Source organism: Photobacterium sp. S4TG1, assembly GCF_036040035.1.
Classification (GTDB): domain Bacteria; phylum Pseudomonadota; class Gammaproteobacteria; order Enterobacterales; family Vibrionaceae; genus Photobacterium.
The window spans coordinates 57,904-75,507 of sequence record NZ_JAYXUH010000017.1; the positions used below are offsets into that span (position 1 = coordinate 57,904).

Below are 17,604 nucleotides of genomic sequence, written 5' to 3' on the forward strand. Positions count from 1 at the left end.
GCGCATTGACGCCATTAAAAAAATACTAATTCATAGCAAACCAACACTCATCATAATCAAGGAACTATCATGAAAAAGACAAATATTGCCTTAGCATCAGCAATGACTGGATTAATTGCGTTAGCAGGAACATTGGCTTCAACATCCGCCGTCGCTGACGAAATGGGTAAAAAAATGGCCAAGGAAAAGTGTTATGGCGTCAGCAAAGCCGGTAAGAATGATTGCGCCACTAAAACCAGTTCTTGTGCGGGATCTGCGAAAGAAGATGCTCAGAAAGATGCGTTTGTGGTAGTCCCAAAAGGGTTATGTGATCGCCTCCATGGCGGATCAACTGAGGAAGCGTAACTTGGTGGGCTTTTCATCCCAGCAACCTATAGGGGTGGGCTTACGCTCACCTCATATTATTGAAATTATCACACAACAGCCACCGCTGGGTTGGCTGGAAATCCACAGTGAGAACTATTTCAATCCTCATTCATTAGCGCGCCAACAATTGCGTCAATTACAATCACATTACCCGATCAGCTGCCATGGTATTGGATTATCATTAGGATCAGCCGATCCGCTTAATGTTGAACATTTACAGCAACTCAAACAATTAGTTACTGAAACAGAACCGTTTTTAATTTCAGATCACCTTAGTTGGAGTTCAATTAATGGCCACTATTTTAATGACTTATTGCCGTTACCCTATACAGAGGAAGCGTTGAATAATTTTTGCAATAAAGTAATACAAGTACAAGATGTACTCCAACGGCAAATATTAATTGAAAACCCATCTAGCTATTTACAGTTTCAACACTCAACGATTCCTGAGTGGGAATTTTTAATGGCCGTGCAACAACAAACAGGCTGTGGGCTGCTATTAGATTTAAACAATATTTATGTCAGCAGTTTTAACCATGGCTTTGATTGTCAGACTTATTTAGCCGCGATTGATCCTACAGTGGTACAAGAAATACATCTCGCGGGCTTTATTCGTAAACAACTGCCTCAAGGTGAAATCTGGATAGATACGCATAGCCAACCTGTCAGCGATCAGGTATGGCATTTATATCAACAGTGGGTTCACCGTCATGGTAGCGAGACACCAACACTAATTGAATGGGATGCTGATATTCCACCATTGGCAATATTATTGGCTGAAGCTGATAAGGCCCAAGCCATTATCGATAAGGAGTTCGACAATGCCATCATCAGCAACCACGCCTAATTTACATCAGTTACAACATCAATTTGCGGCGGCATTGCACTATCAACCGCATGATTTATCGACGACTGTCGTCAATCATCATTTCAGTGCACAGCAACGGCTACAACTGTACTGTAATAATTTTATTATTGGCTTAACTGACGTTCTGGCAACCGTCTATACCACCGTTAATGCCATGATTGGTGATGATTGTTTCAACCACCTCGCGCGACAGCACATACTTAATCATCCGCTACCGCAAGGGGATGTCACGACTTATGGCGCTCATTTTAGTAACACCATCGCCGCTCAACCAGCATTGGTTTCCAGTCTGCCTTATTTAGTTGATCTAGCACGCCTAGAATGGCAACGAGATTGTGTCAGCCGCTTAGCTTGTCATGATGGCAGTCTACCGCTACAAAAATTACGTCAACTTGAACACAACACCAGTCATATTAATCCACAACAATATTATTTTCATATTGCCACATCAACCGACACTTTTAGCAGTCAATATGCGGTAGTGTCGCTATGGGAAATAGTTAACCATTCGCATTCAGATCAACACCAATTATTAGCTACATTGAATATTAATCAGCCACAAACAGCTCTGATGCAACATTACCAATGGCAAATTTGGCAACAGCAAGTCACACCAGAGTTAGTTACTTTAGTGACTGACTGTCAGCAGCAACGTCCAATCGCTGCCTTAACAACAACGCAATTAACGCTACTACCGCAGTTATTATACCACCACTTAATTGACGATATTTGCAAGGTTAATAGTGATGATTAATTTTATTCGTACCATCGACACTTTTTTTCAACAACTCGTACAACCACTACAACCACTGCTGTTACTTTTTAGTCGCGTCTGGGTTGCTATCGCATTTTTTAAATCCGGGCTGATTAAATATAACAGTTGGGACAGCACTCTGTATTTATTTGAATATGAATATCAGGTGCCGGTTCTACCTTGGTTATGGGCTGCCTATAGCGGCACAGCAATTGAATTAATAGTGCCAATTTTTTTAGTACTTGGGCTATTTGCACGGCCAATGGCCATATTATTATTTGGCTTTAATATTATTGCGGTAGTGTCATACCCCGCTTTATGGCCACAAGGGTTTTATGATCACCAATTATGGGGAATGATGTTATTAACCACCATATTCTGGGGTGCAGGTAAACTTTCAATCGATCACTGGATAAATCAGCACTATCGTACTAACAATATCATGTCATAAACAGCTAAACACCCATCAAGATCAGTTTCGATGGGTGTTAATTCATAGTTATTTAATCGCTGGTTAAGCCAATTAATGGTAATAATTCAGCCAGCGCATTAATTTCAATATCAGGTAAACAATTACCTGTGGTCGACGTTAATACTCGCGACTGATCGTTATACCAACAAGCTTGTAAGCCATGCTGTTTGGCACCAAAAACATCCGTATGCAGATGATCGCCCACATGCAAAATTTGTTCAGCCGGAATATTTAAATGATTAATCGCACACGTAAATAAATCAGCTTGCGGCTTAGCTAACCCATCGCGTCCTGCTTGGTAAACCGCACTAAAATAATGAGCAAGCCCTATCTGCTGTGGGTCTACATTGCCATTAGTGATTCCGACCAACGGAACTTTAGCGCTCAACAATGCCAACACACGGTGAGTTTCAGCGGGAACATCAACTTTGTTACGCTCAATTAGCACCAAATCTAACCCTTGCCGGGCCGCTAATTCAGCATCTTTAAGCCGCCATCCCAACTGCATAAAGTTAATTTTTAACGCTTCATAACGCCACGCACTGACATCATGAGTTAAACTAGAATCAACCGCAGCAAGTTGCTGTTTTAAGCGTTGCCAATCATCACGGCTGATCACCATTGACGCGGGTAATAGTTGTGCTAGCCAATCAAACATCGCTTGTTCAGCGCGCACAATCACCGGATGGTTATCATACAAGGTGTCATCAAGATCAAAAGTAAGGGCGTTAATCTGGCCTAACTGACGATAAAACTGCATGGTTGTTCCTGAGAGTTAACACGCGATAAAATACTAACGGCGTTTCGCGCGTGGGTGAGCAGCATCATAAACTTTGGCTAAATGCTGAAAGTCAAGATGGGTATAGATTTGAGTAGTGGTCAAATTTGCATGGCCCAATAATTCTTGTACAGCACGTAAATCACCACTGGATTCCAGCATATGAGTTGCAAAACTATGGCGTAATTTATGCGGATTAATATGACTTGATACGGCCTGCTTCTGACCCCATTCTGCCATTCTTTTTTGTACATTACGGTTTGAGATACGATGGCCGAGTTTAGAGACAAATAACCCCGTTTCATCAGCGTGAGCAATATTGCCCCGCAACTTGAGCCATTTCGCCACCCATTCACATGCTAAACCAGAAAAAGGGACAATCCGTTCTTTATCACCTTTACCTATAACCCGTAAATCACCTTTGGTTAAGCTAATATCACGTACATTCAAATTAACCAACTCAGATAAACGTAATCCTGCGCCATACATCAACTCCATCATTGCGCGATCACGAATCGCTAATGGATCGTCATCTTTCACCTCAAGTAATTGATTCATTTCATCGACATCAAGGTTTTTAGGCAACGGGCGAGCTTTACGTGGTGCAGCCACCCCTTTCGCCGGATTGGCCGGCAATAGTTGCTGATGTACCATATAATCAAAAAAACTGCGTAATGCTGACAACCGCATAGCTAAGCTACTGGCTTTAAGACCACTACGCATGCCTTTACTGGCTATTTGACGCACCCAACCCGCGTCAACTTGCTGCCAGTTTTCAACCCCAAGTTCTATCAATTGTTCTGCAATACAGGTTAGTTGACGTTTATAGTTCTGTTGCGTGTGTAAACTCAGTTCACGCTCACTACGCAAATACTCATAAAAACGTGCCAGAGGTTGTTCAAAACTAGGGGGTAGCGTATTCACAGAATACCTCGATCGAGAGTGTCATTAATAATAATGCCCCTCGTTAAAGATCATTATTGAATAAATTGACCATCAAACACATGGGCAACGGGACCTGTCATAAATAACGGTTTACCTTCACCAGCCCAGCGAATATATAAATCACCACCGGGTAAGCAAACCTTAACATTTTCATCAAGTAAACCTTGATTACGACCGACAGCAACCGCAGCACAAGCACCACTACCACAAGCCTGAGTTTCACCTGCACCACGCTCATAAACGCGTAATTTTACCGTTCCACGATCAATCACTTCCATGAAACCTGCGTTCACTCGCTCAGGGAAACGTTCATGAGATTCCAGTAATGGCCCCAGCTTTTCAACTGCAGCTGTCGCCACACTATCGACAATCGTGACACAGTGAGGGTTACCCATACTGGCAGCTCCACAAAATAACGTTTGTTCACCAACACGCAATAAATAGGTTTTTTCTGCCTGTTTAGCCCGCATTGGAATCTTAGCTGGCTCAAAGTTAGGAACACCCATATTGACCGTTACTTGGCCGTCACTTTCCAGTTTCAATATCATTTTCCCCGCTTTGGTGCTCACGGAAATATGGTATTTATTGGTTAAGCCTTTCATTGATACAAAGCGGGCAAAACAACGAGCGCCATTACCACATTGTTCAACTTCACTACCATCAGCATTAAAAATACGGTAATGAAAATCTGTTTCAGGATCATAAGGTGGCTCAACCACCAGCAGCTGATCAAAGCCGATACCACGATGGCGATCCGCTAAACGGCGAATCGCATCCGGTGAAAAAAACACATTTTGTGTTACACAATCCACAACAACAAAGTCATTGCCGAGCCCATGCATTTTGGAAAAGTTAATCTGCATGATGTTCCTTAATTATTAAGCTTCAGTCGCGACGACAATTATTCAACAAGATATTCATGTTGCCAAAGTTGTTCTAACGTTTCACGTGCACGCACTAAATGTACCTGCTGCCCATCAACCATTACCTCAGCAACACGCGGACGAGAATTATAATTCGATGCCATGACGAAGCCATAAGCACCCGTAGACCTTACCGCAAGTAAGTCATTTGGCGCTAAACATAAATGACGATCTTTACCAATAAAATCACCGGTTTCACAAATAGGCCCCACTAAATCATAGCACTGACGCTCACCCTGACGTGGAACTACAGGCACAATATCTTGCCAAGCGGAATACAATGTCGGGCGAATTAAATCATTCATCGCCGCATCAACAATGGCAAAGTTTTTATATTCAGTATGCTTTAAAAATTCAACCTTGGTCAGCAATACACCCGCGTTTGCAGCAATCGCTCGCCCAGGCTCAAAAATTAATTCAAGCTCAGGGTAAGCCGCCAAGCGGGATAACAATGCCGTCGCATAATCTGCAGGTAATGGCGGTTGCTCATCGTTATAAGTCACCCCTAAGCCACCACCAAGATCTAAATGTTGTATTTTAATTCCAATCGAATTCAATTCATCAATTAAAGTGAGCAAACGATCTGTCGCATCAATAAAAGGTCGTACTTCCGTTAACTGCGAACCAATATGGCAATCCATCCCTACAATCTTAAGATGTGGCAATTGCTGTGCCAATTGATAAACCTCAAGAGCCCGCTCATGTGCAATACCAAATTTATTATCTCGCAAGCCCGTCGAAATATAAGGGTGAGTATTAGCATCAACATCAGGGTTAATTCGTAATGAGATCGGCGCAATTTTCCCTAATTGAGCCGCAACATGATTTAACCTATCAAGTTCAGGTTCTGATTCAACATTAAAACATTTAATTCCCAACTCAAGCGCACGTTGCATTTCTTGCGCAGTTTTACCCACACCAGAAAAAACCACTTTAGCCGGATCGCCGCCCGCTGCTAAAACGCGTTCTAACTCACCCAAAGACACGATATCAAACCCAGAACCTAACCGTGCAAGGACATTTAATACTCCAAGGTTAGAGTTCGCTTTTACTGCATAGCAAATCAAATGTGGGTGAGTCGCAATCGCTTGATCAAAAGCATGCCAATGGCGCTCCAATGTTGCTCGAGAATACACATACAGCGGTGTGCCATATTGTGTAGCTAACTCAACTAATGCGACGTCTTCCGCCCATAATTGCCCATCTGACTGGTAATTAAAGTAATCCAATGTTGTCCTTCCCTGTCTGGTTGACTATCGAACTGCGACTCAATTATCACCGCAGTTAGTTTATTATTGTGGTTGATGTTGCTGTGGTGCATCTTTGGGCATGTACAGTGGGCCACTTTGGCCACAGCCAGTTAAAATTAACGATCCTAAGACCAAAATTGCTAATAAACCTTTATGCATAATTCAAAGCCAGTGATTATCCGTTCAATGACCTCTATAATCGCACCAAGAACAAGAAAAGCAATAGGACGCAATAGGATGAATGATACTGAATTCCACCAACTGGCCGATCTAGCACTGATGCAGATCGAAGAAGGCATCGATGAATCCGGTGTTGATATTGAGCCAGAAACTACAGGCAACGTGCTTACACTTGAATTTGCTAACCGTAGCCAAATCGTGATTAACCGCCAAGAACCATTACACGAACTGTGGTTAGCTTCAAAATCAGGTGGTTACCACTTTAAATACACCGGAAGTGAGTGGCGTTGTACTCGTAGTAATATAGAATTATTTGCACTACTAAAACAAGAGTGCAGCTTACACGCTGGTGAGACTGTCACTTGGTAAAATGTTTTAGTCTAATGGCCGCCATAAAAAAGCCTTCAATAATGAAGGCTTTTTTTTCGATACCGAACGCATAATCAGATTAATTTAAACTAATCCCATTATTTGTTGATTCAGTATTATCCTGACGACGAGACACTTGGCCGCTCTTAAACGGCAACACCTGGAGCTCACCTTTATCGTTATGTGCAATATCGTAAAACTGGGGCAAATTAAAGTTAATAAAATTGGCACTATAACTAAAGCGATCTTGTGATGAGGTATAAAAGCGATTCACACCATGCACCATCTCATCTTTATTACCATTACACTGGCGATACACTTCCATTTGATTGGTTTCATCTAAAATATAGATATTAAAACCTTGCTCACAGTCTTCAAAAAAGAACTGAATCAAACCTTCACTAGCGTAAGCGTCAACAATTTCCGGAGGATGCGGTTCATCGGTTTTGCCCATCACCACTTTAGGAATATCGCTAACTTTATTCGATGAAATACAGCTATAAAAATCAACTGAATTTTCTAATCGTTGTACTGAAACACCACGACGTTCAAAGAACAAGCCGTAGGTTTCATCAGCCATATGCACTGCTTTAAAACGACGACGTTTTTCCTCTTCAACGGGTTTTAAGCGCATCTCAATACATTCAGCTACCAATTGATAGACCACGTTACGAATTAAACCACGCATATGTTTGCTATAGCAGAACACATCAATCGCTTCTGGCGGAATCGCATCGTGGTGCATTTTACCGAGCATGGTTTTCAGCGCATCCAGCATCGCATAATTGCCACTGAAGTTTAAGGTCCGCACTTCATTCCACGAGTTGCGGTAGACTAAATCGACACTGCCGACCAAACATTTTTGCTCGGGGCCATAACTAAAAATATCCGTGGTTTTAAAATCAAACCGCACCGATCGATTTTTCAGTTCCGTAGTGGGATCGTTTTCTAAGTTAACAAATAACCCCAATTGGCGAATCTCACACGGGCTGGATAATGCTTGTAAACCTGGATGTGGACGACGAATTGGAAAAGTATTTCGAATATCACTCACCAATTGATACAACTTGTCCAAATCCATATCAGCATTACGTGCCACTGTATGCAAATGAGTTGATTCTGTTAGCAAACCATTAAAATAGCTCCACGCGACTAACTTTGATAAGTAGCGGTTATGCTCTAATGATGGCTGACCTAAAATATATTTTGCCTCTATCGGCTGCTTATATAGATACCAACCTGCAGTATTGGTTCGCCCTTCAGGTACTTGAATAAAGCTCAGATCAGGTTCATGTAAATCCGGTGATATTTGCGGATTTAATAAGGTCACTTTACCTGGCAGAACCTCAAATGCAGCATATAATTTACGCGCCAGAATACTGATATCTTCAGGGCTAATAGCCGAGGTAATATCATTACGACGAGCGAAACGAATAAGATTTCGATAACTCAGCATCAACGCATCAAGCAGTTCATTATGCGCTTGCTTAACTTGGGTGACTTTCCAGTTACGACGATTATCCAGCGCAGCCACAACTTCTGTCGACCACTGCCATTGCTCAGTTAAATGTTGCAATGCCTGTCGACGCCATTCCACCGAACCAGAGGTTGGCTTACGAGTTAATTTCTCATGGGTTTTAAGGTAAAAACAGCGACGGACTAAATCGAGTCGACGATGATCATCAATACGTTCTAAATAACGGGTCACTTTTTCAAGCATTAAATAATAAGCATCCATGCAGTATTCACTGCGATCTTCAGCAAAGAAGCGACGTTTACCATCAAGGCTTAATAATTGTGTATGCGGGTATTCCCATGAATAAGCTTCAAGCAAAATTGCTTTTAATACCGATTTATAGGGAGAGTCGATGCTTTTGTAGAGCTGCCATAAACTAGAACCAAAATATTCTTCGGCAGGAATACGCATCAAACCACCAAAATCAATCCATTGATCACGCTCAATATAGCCTTTTGCAACCAGATCATCGATATATTGGTCATAGCACTCTTCCATTTCTGGTGGCACCATAAACCATAATAAAGGTAATCCCGCTAGGCATACTGCGGAACGATAAAATTCATCAAGTAGTAATAAATGCTGACTTGAGCCACAGTTTTCACCGGTCATGGCTTCAGAAAAATTGTCGCGGAAACGGTTTTCGTCGATCAAAAAGAAGTTAGCTTCAACCCCTTGCTCCATCGCCCATTTAGAAACCAAGCTACATTTACTATCAAGGGCCTCTCGGCTCTGGCAGTCTAATGAGGTAGGAATACACACCCAAATATCAAGGTCGCTGGTGAGGCTTTGCCCCATAGAAGAAGTACTACCCATGGCATAAAGGCCGGTGATTGGGCAGTCAGCATCAGCAACCACGATCGAATCAATTGGCATCTTTGTCGCGCGAGCACAGTCATTAACAAACTGTTGTTGCACGTCAGTGACGACAAAATGCGCAATTCCTTGCGGCACTTGTTGATCAAGATACCCTGGCAAGGCTGGGTGGTTATAATGTAATAAGACAGGCAACAGATCAAAAATCTGTACCGACGGTTCACTCATAGCTAAACGCGCACGTTCAATGCGAAGCTCAGTCAGTGAGTCCAGTCTACCTTTTAGCGTCTTGATATAATTTTGCAAATTACTCTTCCAAGAGCTAGCAGTGTTAGTGCGGCCCGCAGTTTGACATTAATAGCGTAAATTTTATTCAAAATGAGAAAAAAACGTGATCAATGTATCATTTTTAATACCCACGGTAAAGATAATGCCAAGTGTAGCCAATAACAACTGTCTATGATTCATCCATAATAGTCAGACTCTAAATCGTATCAATAACGAACAACCAATAGTTTGATTGTAATTAGAAACTGATCAACGACTTATTGCGATAAATATCACATTTTTTCGTCCCATTAGCTACACAATAACGCTTGGAATCAGGAACCGCAATACACGAATTATCATCCATGCTTAGGTAGTGGTACGATACTCAACAGAAAAAATAATAACCTTGGTTAACGGACCCTCTTTACTATGATGACAACTCAACCAATTCGTATTGCGACACGCAAAAGCCCATTAGCCATGTGGCAAGCAGAATTTGTCAAAGCTGAACTAGAACAAGCTCATCCAGGGCTTGTTGTTGAACTACTGCCTATGGTAACAAAAGGCGACATTATTTTAGACACTCCTTTAGCAAAAGTGGGTGGCAAAGGCTTATTTGTCAAAGAACTTGAAGTCGCAATGCTGGAAGGCCGCGCGGATATTGCAGTACATTCAATGAAAGATGTACCGGTCGAGTTCCCTGAAGGTCTTGGCTTAGTGACTATCTGTAAGCGCGAAGATCCACGTGATGCTTTTGTATCAAACAACTACGATTCAATTGATGATTTACCCCAAGGTGCGATTGTTGGTACCTCCAGCTTACGTCGCCAGTGTCAGCTTCGATCTCAACGTCCCGATTTAATCATTAACGACTTGCGCGGTAACGTGAATACTCGTTTACGTAAGCTTGATGAAGGCCAATATGATGCCATCATTTTAGCAACTGCTGGCCTAAAACGCCTGAAAATGAATGATCGTATTCGCTGTGAAATTGCCCCTGAAACTAGCCTCCCTGCAGTCGGTCAAGGCGCAGTAGGTATTGAGTGTCGCTTGGATGACCAACGCGTACGCCAACTGCTTGCACCACTTAATCATCAACCAACAGCAACGCGCGTTTTATGTGAGCGAGCGATGAATAATCGCCTTCAAGGTGGTTGCCAAGTGCCTATTGGTAGCTATGCCGAATTACAAGACGACACTATTTGGTTACGTGCACTTGTGGGAGAACCCGATGGCAGCATTATTGTTCGTGCTGAAATTAGCGGCCCAGTTGAAAATGCAGAACAATTAGGTCTAACCTTAGCAGATGAATTGTTAGCCAATGGTGCTAAAAAAATTCTTGATCGCTTATACGGTAACGCCTGATGACAGTGCTGATCACCCGTCCTGCACCAGAATGCGATCAATTGGCCGCACAACTTAATCAAGTGGCGATCAGCGCTATTGCTCAACCTTTGCTTGAGGTTCAGCAAGGAAAATATATAAATAAATTAATAGAACAAATTCAACAACTGCAACAAGGTGATTATGTAATTGCAGTTAGCTATCATGCAGTGCGTTTTGCTGCTAATTACTTGATATCACAAGGTGCAGAATGGCCAAAAAACATGCATTATATAGCCGTTGGCGACAAGACAGCAGCAGCATTAGCGCACGCCTGTCAGCAACCCGTGAGTTCACCACAAGGTCGGCATGATAGTGAAGCACTATTAGCCTTACCTGAACTGGCAAATATTCGTCAACGCAGAGTCTTAATCTTGCGAGGCAATGGTGGCCGCGAATTAATCTATCAAGCATTAACCGCTCGTCAGGCCCAAGTCAGTTATTGTGAAACTTATCAGCGCAACTGGCTGACTCTCGATGCAACGCGATTAACTCAACAGTGGCAACAGCAGCAAATTGACGCTCTAGTTGTCACAAGCAGTGAACAATTAATATACTTAACGGAACTAATTCCAACCAAAGATTTGGCTTGGCTTTATAATTGCCACCTTTTCGTACCAAGTCGACGAATCGCAGACCAGGCATCGACGCTTGGCTACAAACATATTTCCACCGTGGGAAGCGCCGCAAACTCGGCGTTGTTCACGTTCCTAAAAAGCAACGTAAGCTAATGGAATAATTAGGATGACAGACAAAAAAATCAACACAAACCAAACAGCAGCGCCAGTAACTAAAGACAAGCCGGCTGTTAGTGCCTCAAAAAATAGTACTTCAAACTCGACCAAAGCAGCGCCTACGGCCGCTAAACAAAAAAAATCAGGCAGTAAAACAGGTTGGGTTGCAATTGCATTAGTATTAGCACTCGGTGGTGGTCTTTACTATCACGGCCACCAGCAAGGACTGCAACAACAGCAGCAAGTTGCCGCCTTACAACAACAAATTGCGACCATGAAAGCCGCAATGCAGGCCGATCAACAGCAAACTATTTCAATGGTCAATAACGAGCTTAGCACTGCCCAGCAGAAAGTTGAGCAAGGTATTAGCCAACAGCAAAAATCAATTGATTCAATTCAAACAGCCATTGCTGATTTAAAAGGTCAAGAGCCTAATGATTGGCTGTTAGCTGAAGCTGATTATTTAGTTAAAATGGCAGGCCGTAAACTATGGCTTGAGCATGACGTTACCAGCGCAACGTTATTACTTGAAGCGGCGGATCACCGTATTGCAGAGCTCAATGATCCAAGCTTGAAAAATCTTCGTCAAGCAATGAGTAATGACATTACGGCATTAAAATCAATCACGGTAGTTGATCGTGATGGCATCGTATTGCGTCTTAACAGCCTTGAAAATAGCATTGATAGCTTACCGTTAGCTAATGCCGTATTAGCTAAAGCAGAACCACAGCAAAATCCAACGGTGAGCCAATCGGTTAATGATTGGAAAAATAATTTAATGACGTCACTGAAAAACTTTGGTGAAAACTTCATTACTTACCGCAAGCGTGATGGCAGCGTTGTACCGTTATTATCACCGCAGCAAGATTTCTATCTTCAACAAAATATTACCAACAAACTTGAGACAGCTATCGCTGCAGTATATCGCGATCAAGGCCAAGTTTACCGTGATTCAATTGCAACGGCGATCAAGTGGTCACAGCAATACTACGACTTGTCATCACCAAAAACACAAAGTTTCATTGCTGGCCTACAACAGCTAGAACAACAAAATGTTGCGGTTGATTACCCTGCCAAGCTGCAATCACAAGCTTTGATCACCCAACTCGTAAATAAAGTGTTACGCAACAAGATGACCGCCCTTAGCGAGCCTGTTGCCGTAAAAGCAACGCCAGCGGCAACTAACAATGCAGCACCTGCGGTAAAAAAAGCGGTTGAGAAACAGATCAAACAAGCAAGCGCCGCTGAAAATACAGTAGCTGATAACAAAGCGGTAGTAACTTATACCACTAAAGAGGAGACTAAATAATGGTCAAATTGTTGTTATTGGTCATCGCTCTGATTGCCGGTATCATTGTCAGCCCTGATCTTGCAGGCCACCAAGGTTATGTATTGATCTCGTTTGCCAATCAAACCATTGAAATGAGTTTAACAACACTGATTATCGTTGCGATTGCTATCGTTGCGATCTTCTTTGTACTTGAATTTATTTTACGTCGCTTGTTTTCTTTTGGTAGCTCAACCCGTGGTTGGTTCAGCGGTCGCCAAGTTCGCAATGCACGTCGCAATACCGCAGAAGGCCTATTGAAAGTAGCTGAAGGTGATTGGAAAGCCGCTGAAAAAATGCTATCTAAATCAGCAAAATTTAGCGATGCGCCAATTCTAAACTACTTAGCTGCTGCAGAAGCTGCACAAGGACTGGGTAAAACTCAACAGCGAGATCAATACTTACAACTCGCAGCAGAACAAGACACTGAAAGCCTTGCTGTCGCACTGACTCGCGCTAAGCTTCAAATTCGTCAACAACAATTTGAACAGGCCCTTGCAACATTGCAAGATGTACAGCCAACTAGCCCGCGTAATCCAATGATACTAAGCCTACTAAAGCAGTGTTACTTACAATTAGAAGATTGGAAAGCACTGCAAGTATTGCTACCCCAATTGACTAAAGCAGATGTCATCACTGCCGCAGAAGCTGCTCAACTCGACGTGCAAGCGCAATGTGGTCAGATGCACCATCTTAGCCAACAAAATGGCAGTGATGGTTTAATGGGTTACTGGAACAGCCTCAACCGTAAAGACAAGCATAATCCAGCGCTAGTCGCGTGCTTTGTTAAACAGATGATGGTTCGCCATGCTGATGCAGATGCCTTCCCTATCTTGCGTGATGCTGTTAAGAAAAACCCTGAGCAGGCGCTAATTAGCTTAATGCCACAATTAACACTGCCAGATCGTCACCCAGCCATTGTGAGTCTACAAGATTTATTAGCCAACAACGGTAATAATCCAACCCTACAAAGCGCATTAGGGCAGATGTTAATGGCTGATCAACAATGGCAACCGGCTAAAGAGCACCTAGAAAAAGCCATCGCGTTACGTCCAGACGTCACCGATTATGCCCATCTGGTAGCAACGCTTGAGCAACTTGGCGATAAACAAGCTGCCGCTGAAGTTTCTCGTCAAGCACTGCAATTAGCAAAACCTGATCAAGCTTAAATTTTAAGTCTGAAAAAAGCGCCTTAGTGGCGCTTTTTTTTCGTCTGGATAACAGTTTTAGCATTAACATGTTTCTATATGTAAACAGCCATTACAAGGTATATCTACCCCATTGCTCCTAACCAACAAACACGATTCAATAGCCGCTCTACCCTTTTTATTTAACATTTGGATAACTGTTATGGATATGCTTCCTTGGATCATTGTTTCAGGTATTGTTGTGTCTGTGATTGTTGGCGTTATGATGGCTGTATTAATTAAACACGCTGATTAATAAACAAATACCAATAAAAAAGCCTCCTTAGGGAGGCTTTTTTATTGGTGATCATTGTGCAGTGAACGCTACATCATCATGTTAACCCAAGCGTTTGCTTGGTTTTATGTAATTGCTTATCAAACTTCTTCACCGCTTTAGCCGCTTTTTTTAAGAGTTTATTTTTTTTCTTAGCTAATTTTTTCAATTTTTCCGTTTGTTCTAATAATCGATCAGGCTCTTCAAGCACCTCAGCTTGTTCAATAACTGTTATCACTTCAATTCGACTTTGCCCAACAGCCGTTGGCATCGGTAATTGATGAACATTGATCGCATTTGAAATAGGCGCAGTAGAGGCCGCCAACGTCATCACAGGAGGTGAAGTTGGCGTTGGTGTCAATATCATGGGCGTTGCTGATACCGTATTGGTTAAACGGCTCGGTTTACATAAATAGTTTTTATCACTCGCCACACGGGTGCAGCTTGCGCACATAAATGTTGGTTCACTGACTATCTTAGTGATCGTCGCAAATTGATCGGCAATTTCAGCACGACGATACTTACATAAAGATTTAACCATCAACAGACCCTCACTCAAATAACCAGTTTTACGACATTAAACGATAATGATTCGTAATTCCAGTACTGAGTGTGCGCTTGAAGATTAAATTTGTAAATTTTTATTTTGGCTCGTCATTATTCTTCATGCCCGCTTTTACATAAATATCAAAGCGGTTTTTCTTAGTTTCGATCGCCATTGATGGCTTCGCATTAGCCAAAAACTCAGCATAATCAGGACGCTTAACTACAATTCGTTTAGTGGCTAACGCATATGCTGGCGCAAATAGCTCATCAGCATCTAAATCTGCCCCCACCAAGGTTTGAAATACGCGCATTTCTTTTTTCACTAATGCCGATTTCTTCTTATGCGGGTACATCGGATCTAAATAAATCACCTCAGGGGCAACAAAATCTTTATCCGCCGCCAATTGCAACAATGCATCTTGGCTTGATGCATGCAATAACTGCATCCGCTCACTAACCCAATGGCCAATTTCAGGATCCGCTTTCGCACGTGCTAAGCCGTCATCAAGTAAAGCTGCGACTACCGGATGACGTTCAACTAATTGTACTTTACAACCCAACGACGCGAGCACAAACGCATCCCGTCCTAAACCGGCAGTAGCATCTAATACCGTTGGGGTTAACCCATTTTTTAGTCCCACCGCTTTCGCAATAGCTTGCCCACGACCACCACCGAATTTACGACGGTGTGCTACCGCGCCACTGGCTAAATCGACAAATACAGCACCAAGTTTAGGTTCATCTAACTTACGCAGCTCTAATTGGTTAGCGGTTAACACTAACGCAAAACAGCTGTGCTCATCATGCGTCAATCCCCAGCGGGAGGCGAGTTGATCTAATTCAGACTGACGTTGAGGAACTTCACAAAGTAAGGCTAGTTGCACTGCATTCTCCGATATCAAACAATATCTATCTCACCCATTATTGGAGATAGAAGCTTTAGGCGGCGAATTATAGCACTACAAATCACGCTTGGCTCTGGTATCACAACCTAACATAAGGATAAGATAGACCATGGTCTTAAGTAGCGAATAACTTACCTCGCTGAAAAGGAATTGTGATGAATATAGCGGTTCGCATCGATGATTTAGATCGCGACATTCTTAACGCGTTAATGACAGATGCACGAGTGCCTTACGCTGAAATGGCGAAACGTTTTAATGTTAGTCCCGCAACCGTCCATGTACGAGTTGAAAAAATGCGAGCCTCCAACATTATTACCGGAACAGAAGTGATCGTTAACCCGAAATTATTAGGCTATGACGTTTGCTGCTTTATTGGTATCAATCTTTATGCTGCGCGTGATTACCACTCAGCGCTTGAAAAACTCAATCAGCTCGATGAAGTTGTCGAAGCATATTACACCACAGGCGCTTACAATATTTTTGTTAAATTGATGTGTCACTCAATTGAAGAACTGCAGCATGTATTGATTAATAAGTTGCAAGCCATTGAAGAAGTACAATCAACAGAAACCTTAATTTCACTGCAAAATCCGATCAATCGAAATGTAAAGCCATAGCGAAAATTTGCCATAAAAAAAGCGAGCCCAAGCTCGCTTTTTTACCAACATCTAATCGATTATTTTTTTAAATGTTCAGCACGCTCAGCGCCTTCTGCCGCCAACCATTCTGCTACTGTTTTCGCAAAATAGGTCAACACGCCATCAGCACCAGCACGTTTAAAGCACATTAGTGATTCCATCACAGTTTCACGCTCTTTAAGCCAACCATTTTGGAAGGCAGCCATGTGCATCGCATATTCACCAGACACTTGGTAAGCATAAGTTGGCACTTGTAGCTCTGATTTCACACGGCGTACCACATCTAAATAAGGCATTCCTGGCTTCACCATCACCATATCAGCACCTTCGCTGATATCCATTGCCACTTCATGCAACGCTTCATCACTGTTAGCAGGATCCATCTGGTAGGTTTTTTTATCTCCCCCTTTAAGATTGCTGCTTGATCCTACTGCATCACGAAACGGGCCATAGTAATTTGACGCATATTTAGCTGAGTAAGCCATAATTTGCGTATTAATATGACCCGCTTGTTCCAATGCTTCACGGATTGCGCCAATACGCCCATCCATCATGTCGGAAGGCGCAACAACATCAGCCCCGGCTTCAGCATGAGATAACGCTTGTTTGATCAAAATCTCAGTGGTGATGTCATTAAGCACATAACCTTCATCATCAATGATGCCATCTTGACCATGAACCGTGAACGGATCTAAAGCGACATCGGTGATCACACCGAGCTCTGGTACATGCGCTTTTAATGCACGAACCGCAGTTTGCACTAAACCATCAACGTTATATGCTTCTTCAGCTAATTCAGATTTAAACGGTTGTGATACCACTGGAAATAACGCAATTGCAGGCACACCAAGACTGGCGATATATGCTGCTTCTTCTAACAATAAATCAATTGATAAACGCTCAATACCCGGCATTGAAGCGACACTTTCACGACGATTAGTGCCTTCAAGTACAAACATTGGGTAAATAAGATCATTAACTGATAACTGGTTTTCCGCCATCAAACGACGACTAAAATCATGCTTACGAACTCGACGCATACGACGTCCGGGAAACGCACCTTGAATGGATACTGACACGGTAAACTCCTTACAGATTAATGA

Annotated in this window: 19 protein-coding genes; 10 read left to right on the forward strand and 9 right to left on the reverse strand. The window is 42.6% G+C overall.

Annotation, left to right across the window (positions count from 1 at the left end; all coding sequences use genetic code 11):
- Positions 1-69: 69 nt before the first annotated feature.
- From VXS03_RS16630 to VXS03_RS16645, 4 genes are read left to right on the forward strand one after another with little or no spacing between them, the layout of a single operon-like run.
- Entirely contained in the window at positions 70-345 is a 276-nt protein-coding gene (locus VXS03_RS16630; RefSeq protein WP_327765011.1) for a BufA1 family periplasmic bufferin-type metallophore, read from the forward strand.
- The gene (bufB, locus tag VXS03_RS16635; RefSeq protein ID WP_327765012.1) at positions 320-1,213 is read left to right on the forward strand and encodes an MNIO family bufferin maturase; all 894 of its coding nucleotides are present in this window, start codon (positions 320-322) and stop codon (positions 1,211-1,213) included. Before VXS03_RS16630 ends, bufB begins: the two co-directional genes overlap by 26 nt.
- A complete protein-coding gene (locus VXS03_RS16640; RefSeq protein WP_327765013.1) occupies positions 1,188-1,988 on the forward strand; it encodes an HvfC/BufC N-terminal domain-containing protein in 801 nt (266 codons plus the stop codon). The genes bufB and VXS03_RS16640 overlap by 26 nt, the downstream gene beginning before the upstream one ends.
- Positions 1,981-2,439 carry a DoxX family protein gene (locus VXS03_RS16645; RefSeq protein WP_327765014.1) on the forward strand — a complete coding sequence of 153 codons (459 nt, stop codon included), beginning with the start codon at positions 1,981-1,983 and terminating at the stop codon, positions 2,437-2,439. The genes VXS03_RS16640 and VXS03_RS16645 overlap by 8 nt, the downstream gene beginning before the upstream one ends.
- A gap of 52 nt (positions 2,440-2,491) precedes the next feature.
- On the opposite strand, the gene yigB is transcribed toward VXS03_RS16645, so the two are convergent.
- The 5 genes from yigB to lptM all read right to left on the reverse strand — a co-directional run bounded on the left by yigB (position 2,492) and on the right by lptM (position 6,515).
- Entirely contained in the window at positions 2,492-3,220 is a 729-nt protein-coding gene (gene yigB / locus VXS03_RS16650) for a 5-amino-6-(5-phospho-D-ribitylamino)uracil phosphatase YigB (RefSeq protein WP_327765015.1), read from the reverse strand.
- A gap of 33 nt (positions 3,221-3,253) precedes the next feature.
- Entirely contained in the window at positions 3,254-4,162 is a 909-nt protein-coding gene (gene xerC, locus VXS03_RS16655; protein ID WP_327765016.1) for a tyrosine recombinase XerC, read from the reverse strand.
- A gap of 53 nt (positions 4,163-4,215) precedes the next feature.
- The gene (gene dapF / locus VXS03_RS16660; protein ID WP_327765017.1) at positions 4,216-5,046 is read right to left on the reverse strand and encodes a diaminopimelate epimerase; all 831 of its coding nucleotides are present in this window, start codon (positions 5,044-5,046) and stop codon (positions 4,216-4,218) included.
- 38 nt (positions 5,047-5,084) lie between these two features.
- The gene (lysA, locus tag VXS03_RS16665; protein WP_327765018.1) at positions 5,085-6,335 is read right to left on the reverse strand and encodes a diaminopimelate decarboxylase; all 1,251 of its coding nucleotides are present in this window, start codon (positions 6,333-6,335) and stop codon (positions 5,085-5,087) included.
- A 63-nt stretch (positions 6,336-6,398) separates the two neighbouring features.
- Positions 6,399-6,515, reverse strand: coding sequence for an LPS translocon maturation chaperone LptM (gene lptM / locus VXS03_RS16670; protein WP_080175487.1), 117 nt, complete (start codon positions 6,513-6,515; stop codon positions 6,399-6,401).
- 78 nt (positions 6,516-6,593) lie between these two features.
- On the opposite strand from lptM, the gene cyaY reads away from it, so the two are divergent.
- A complete protein-coding gene (gene cyaY / locus VXS03_RS16675; protein WP_327765019.1) occupies positions 6,594-6,905 on the forward strand; it encodes an iron donor protein CyaY in 312 nt (103 codons plus the stop codon).
- A gap of 79 nt (positions 6,906-6,984) precedes the next feature.
- Here the strand turns inward: cyaY and VXS03_RS16680 are convergent, their stop codons facing one another.
- Positions 6,985-9,543, reverse strand: coding sequence for a class I adenylate cyclase (locus tag VXS03_RS16680; protein WP_327765020.1), 2,559 nt, complete (start codon positions 9,541-9,543; stop codon positions 6,985-6,987).
- A gap of 396 nt (positions 9,544-9,939) precedes the next feature.
- Between VXS03_RS16680 and hemC the strand changes: the two genes are divergently transcribed.
- Genes hemC through VXS03_RS16700 form a run of 4 tightly spaced genes read left to right on the forward strand, consistent with a single transcriptional unit; the run spans position 9,940 to position 14,120 of the window.
- Complete coding sequence (gene hemC / locus VXS03_RS16685) at positions 9,940-10,872, forward strand: hydroxymethylbilane synthase (RefSeq protein WP_327765043.1); 933 nt, start codon at positions 9,940-9,942, stop codon at positions 10,870-10,872.
- Entirely contained in the window at positions 10,872-11,621 is a 750-nt protein-coding gene (locus VXS03_RS16690) for a uroporphyrinogen-III synthase (RefSeq protein ID WP_327765021.1), read from the forward strand. Before hemC ends, VXS03_RS16690 begins: the two co-directional genes overlap by 1 nt.
- A gap of 13 nt (positions 11,622-11,634) precedes the next feature.
- A complete protein-coding gene (hemX, locus tag VXS03_RS16695; RefSeq protein ID WP_327765022.1) occupies positions 11,635-12,933 on the forward strand; it encodes a uroporphyrinogen-III C-methyltransferase in 1,299 nt (432 codons plus the stop codon).
- Positions 12,933-14,120 (forward strand): heme biosynthesis HemY N-terminal domain-containing protein, encoded by a 1,188-nt coding sequence (locus VXS03_RS16700; protein WP_080158829.1) that lies wholly within the window; start codon positions 12,933-12,935, stop codon positions 14,118-14,120. Before hemX ends, VXS03_RS16700 begins: the two co-directional genes overlap by 1 nt.
- A gap of 350 nt (positions 14,121-14,470) precedes the next feature.
- On the opposite strand, the gene VXS03_RS16705 is transcribed toward VXS03_RS16700, so the two are convergent.
- A complete protein-coding gene (locus VXS03_RS16705) occupies positions 14,471-14,953 on the reverse strand; it encodes a hypothetical protein (RefSeq protein WP_327765023.1) in 483 nt (160 codons plus the stop codon).
- 100 nt (positions 14,954-15,053) lie between these two features.
- Complete coding sequence (locus VXS03_RS16710) at positions 15,054-15,842, reverse strand: class I SAM-dependent methyltransferase (RefSeq protein ID WP_327765024.1); 789 nt, start codon at positions 15,840-15,842, stop codon at positions 15,054-15,056.
- A gap of 176 nt (positions 15,843-16,018) precedes the next feature.
- Between VXS03_RS16710 and asnC the strand changes: the two genes are divergently transcribed.
- The gene (gene asnC / locus VXS03_RS16715) at positions 16,019-16,480 is read left to right on the forward strand and encodes a transcriptional regulator AsnC (RefSeq protein ID WP_080158826.1); all 462 of its coding nucleotides are present in this window, start codon (positions 16,019-16,021) and stop codon (positions 16,478-16,480) included.
- Between the two features lie 59 nt (positions 16,481-16,539).
- Here asnC and hemB read toward each other — a convergent pair whose 3' ends face one another.
- Entirely contained in the window at positions 16,540-17,580 is a 1,041-nt protein-coding gene (gene hemB / locus VXS03_RS16720) for a porphobilinogen synthase (RefSeq protein ID WP_327765025.1), read from the reverse strand.
- Positions 17,581-17,604: the final 24 nt, after the last annotated feature.

Excerpts from the sequence above, each read along its gene's own strand:
- VXS03_RS16630 (WP_327765011.1), top strand. The coding sequence starts at position 70 with ATGAAAAAGACAAATATTGCCTTAGCATCAGCAATGACTGGATTAATT.
- bufB (WP_327765012.1), top strand. The coding sequence starts at position 320 with ATGGCGGATCAACTGAGGAAGCGTAACTTGGTGGGCTTTTCATCCCAG.
- VXS03_RS16640 (WP_327765013.1), top strand. The coding sequence starts at position 1,188 with ATGCCATCATCAGCAACCACGCCTAATTTACATCAGTTACAACATCAA.
- VXS03_RS16645 (WP_327765014.1), top strand. The coding sequence starts at position 1,981 with ATGATTAATTTTATTCGTACCATCGACACTTTTTTTCAACAACTCGTA.
- yigB (WP_327765015.1), bottom strand. The coding sequence starts at position 3,220 with ATGCAGTTTTATCGTCAGTTAGGCCAGATTAACGCCCTTACTTTTGAT.
- dapF (WP_327765017.1), bottom strand. The coding sequence starts at position 5,046 with ATGCAGATTAACTTTTCCAAAATGCATGGGCTCGGCAATGACTTTGTT.
- lptM (WP_080175487.1), bottom strand. The coding sequence starts at position 6,515 with ATGCATAAAGGTTTATTAGCAATTTTGGTCTTAGGATCGTTAATTTTA.
- cyaY (WP_327765019.1), top strand. The coding sequence starts at position 6,594 with ATGAATGATACTGAATTCCACCAACTGGCCGATCTAGCACTGATGCAG.
- hemC (WP_327765043.1), top strand. The coding sequence starts at position 9,940 with ATGACAACTCAACCAATTCGTATTGCGACACGCAAAAGCCCATTAGCC.
- VXS03_RS16690 (WP_327765021.1), top strand. The coding sequence starts at position 10,872 with ATGACAGTGCTGATCACCCGTCCTGCACCAGAATGCGATCAATTGGCC.
- hemX (WP_327765022.1), top strand. The coding sequence starts at position 11,635 with ATGACAGACAAAAAAATCAACACAAACCAAACAGCAGCGCCAGTAACT.
- VXS03_RS16700 (WP_080158829.1), top strand. The coding sequence starts at position 12,933 with ATGGTCAAATTGTTGTTATTGGTCATCGCTCTGATTGCCGGTATCATT.
- VXS03_RS16705 (WP_327765023.1), bottom strand. The coding sequence starts at position 14,953 with ATGGTTAAATCTTTATGTAAGTATCGTCGTGCTGAAATTGCCGATCAA.
- asnC (WP_080158826.1), top strand. The coding sequence starts at position 16,019 with ATGAATATAGCGGTTCGCATCGATGATTTAGATCGCGACATTCTTAAC.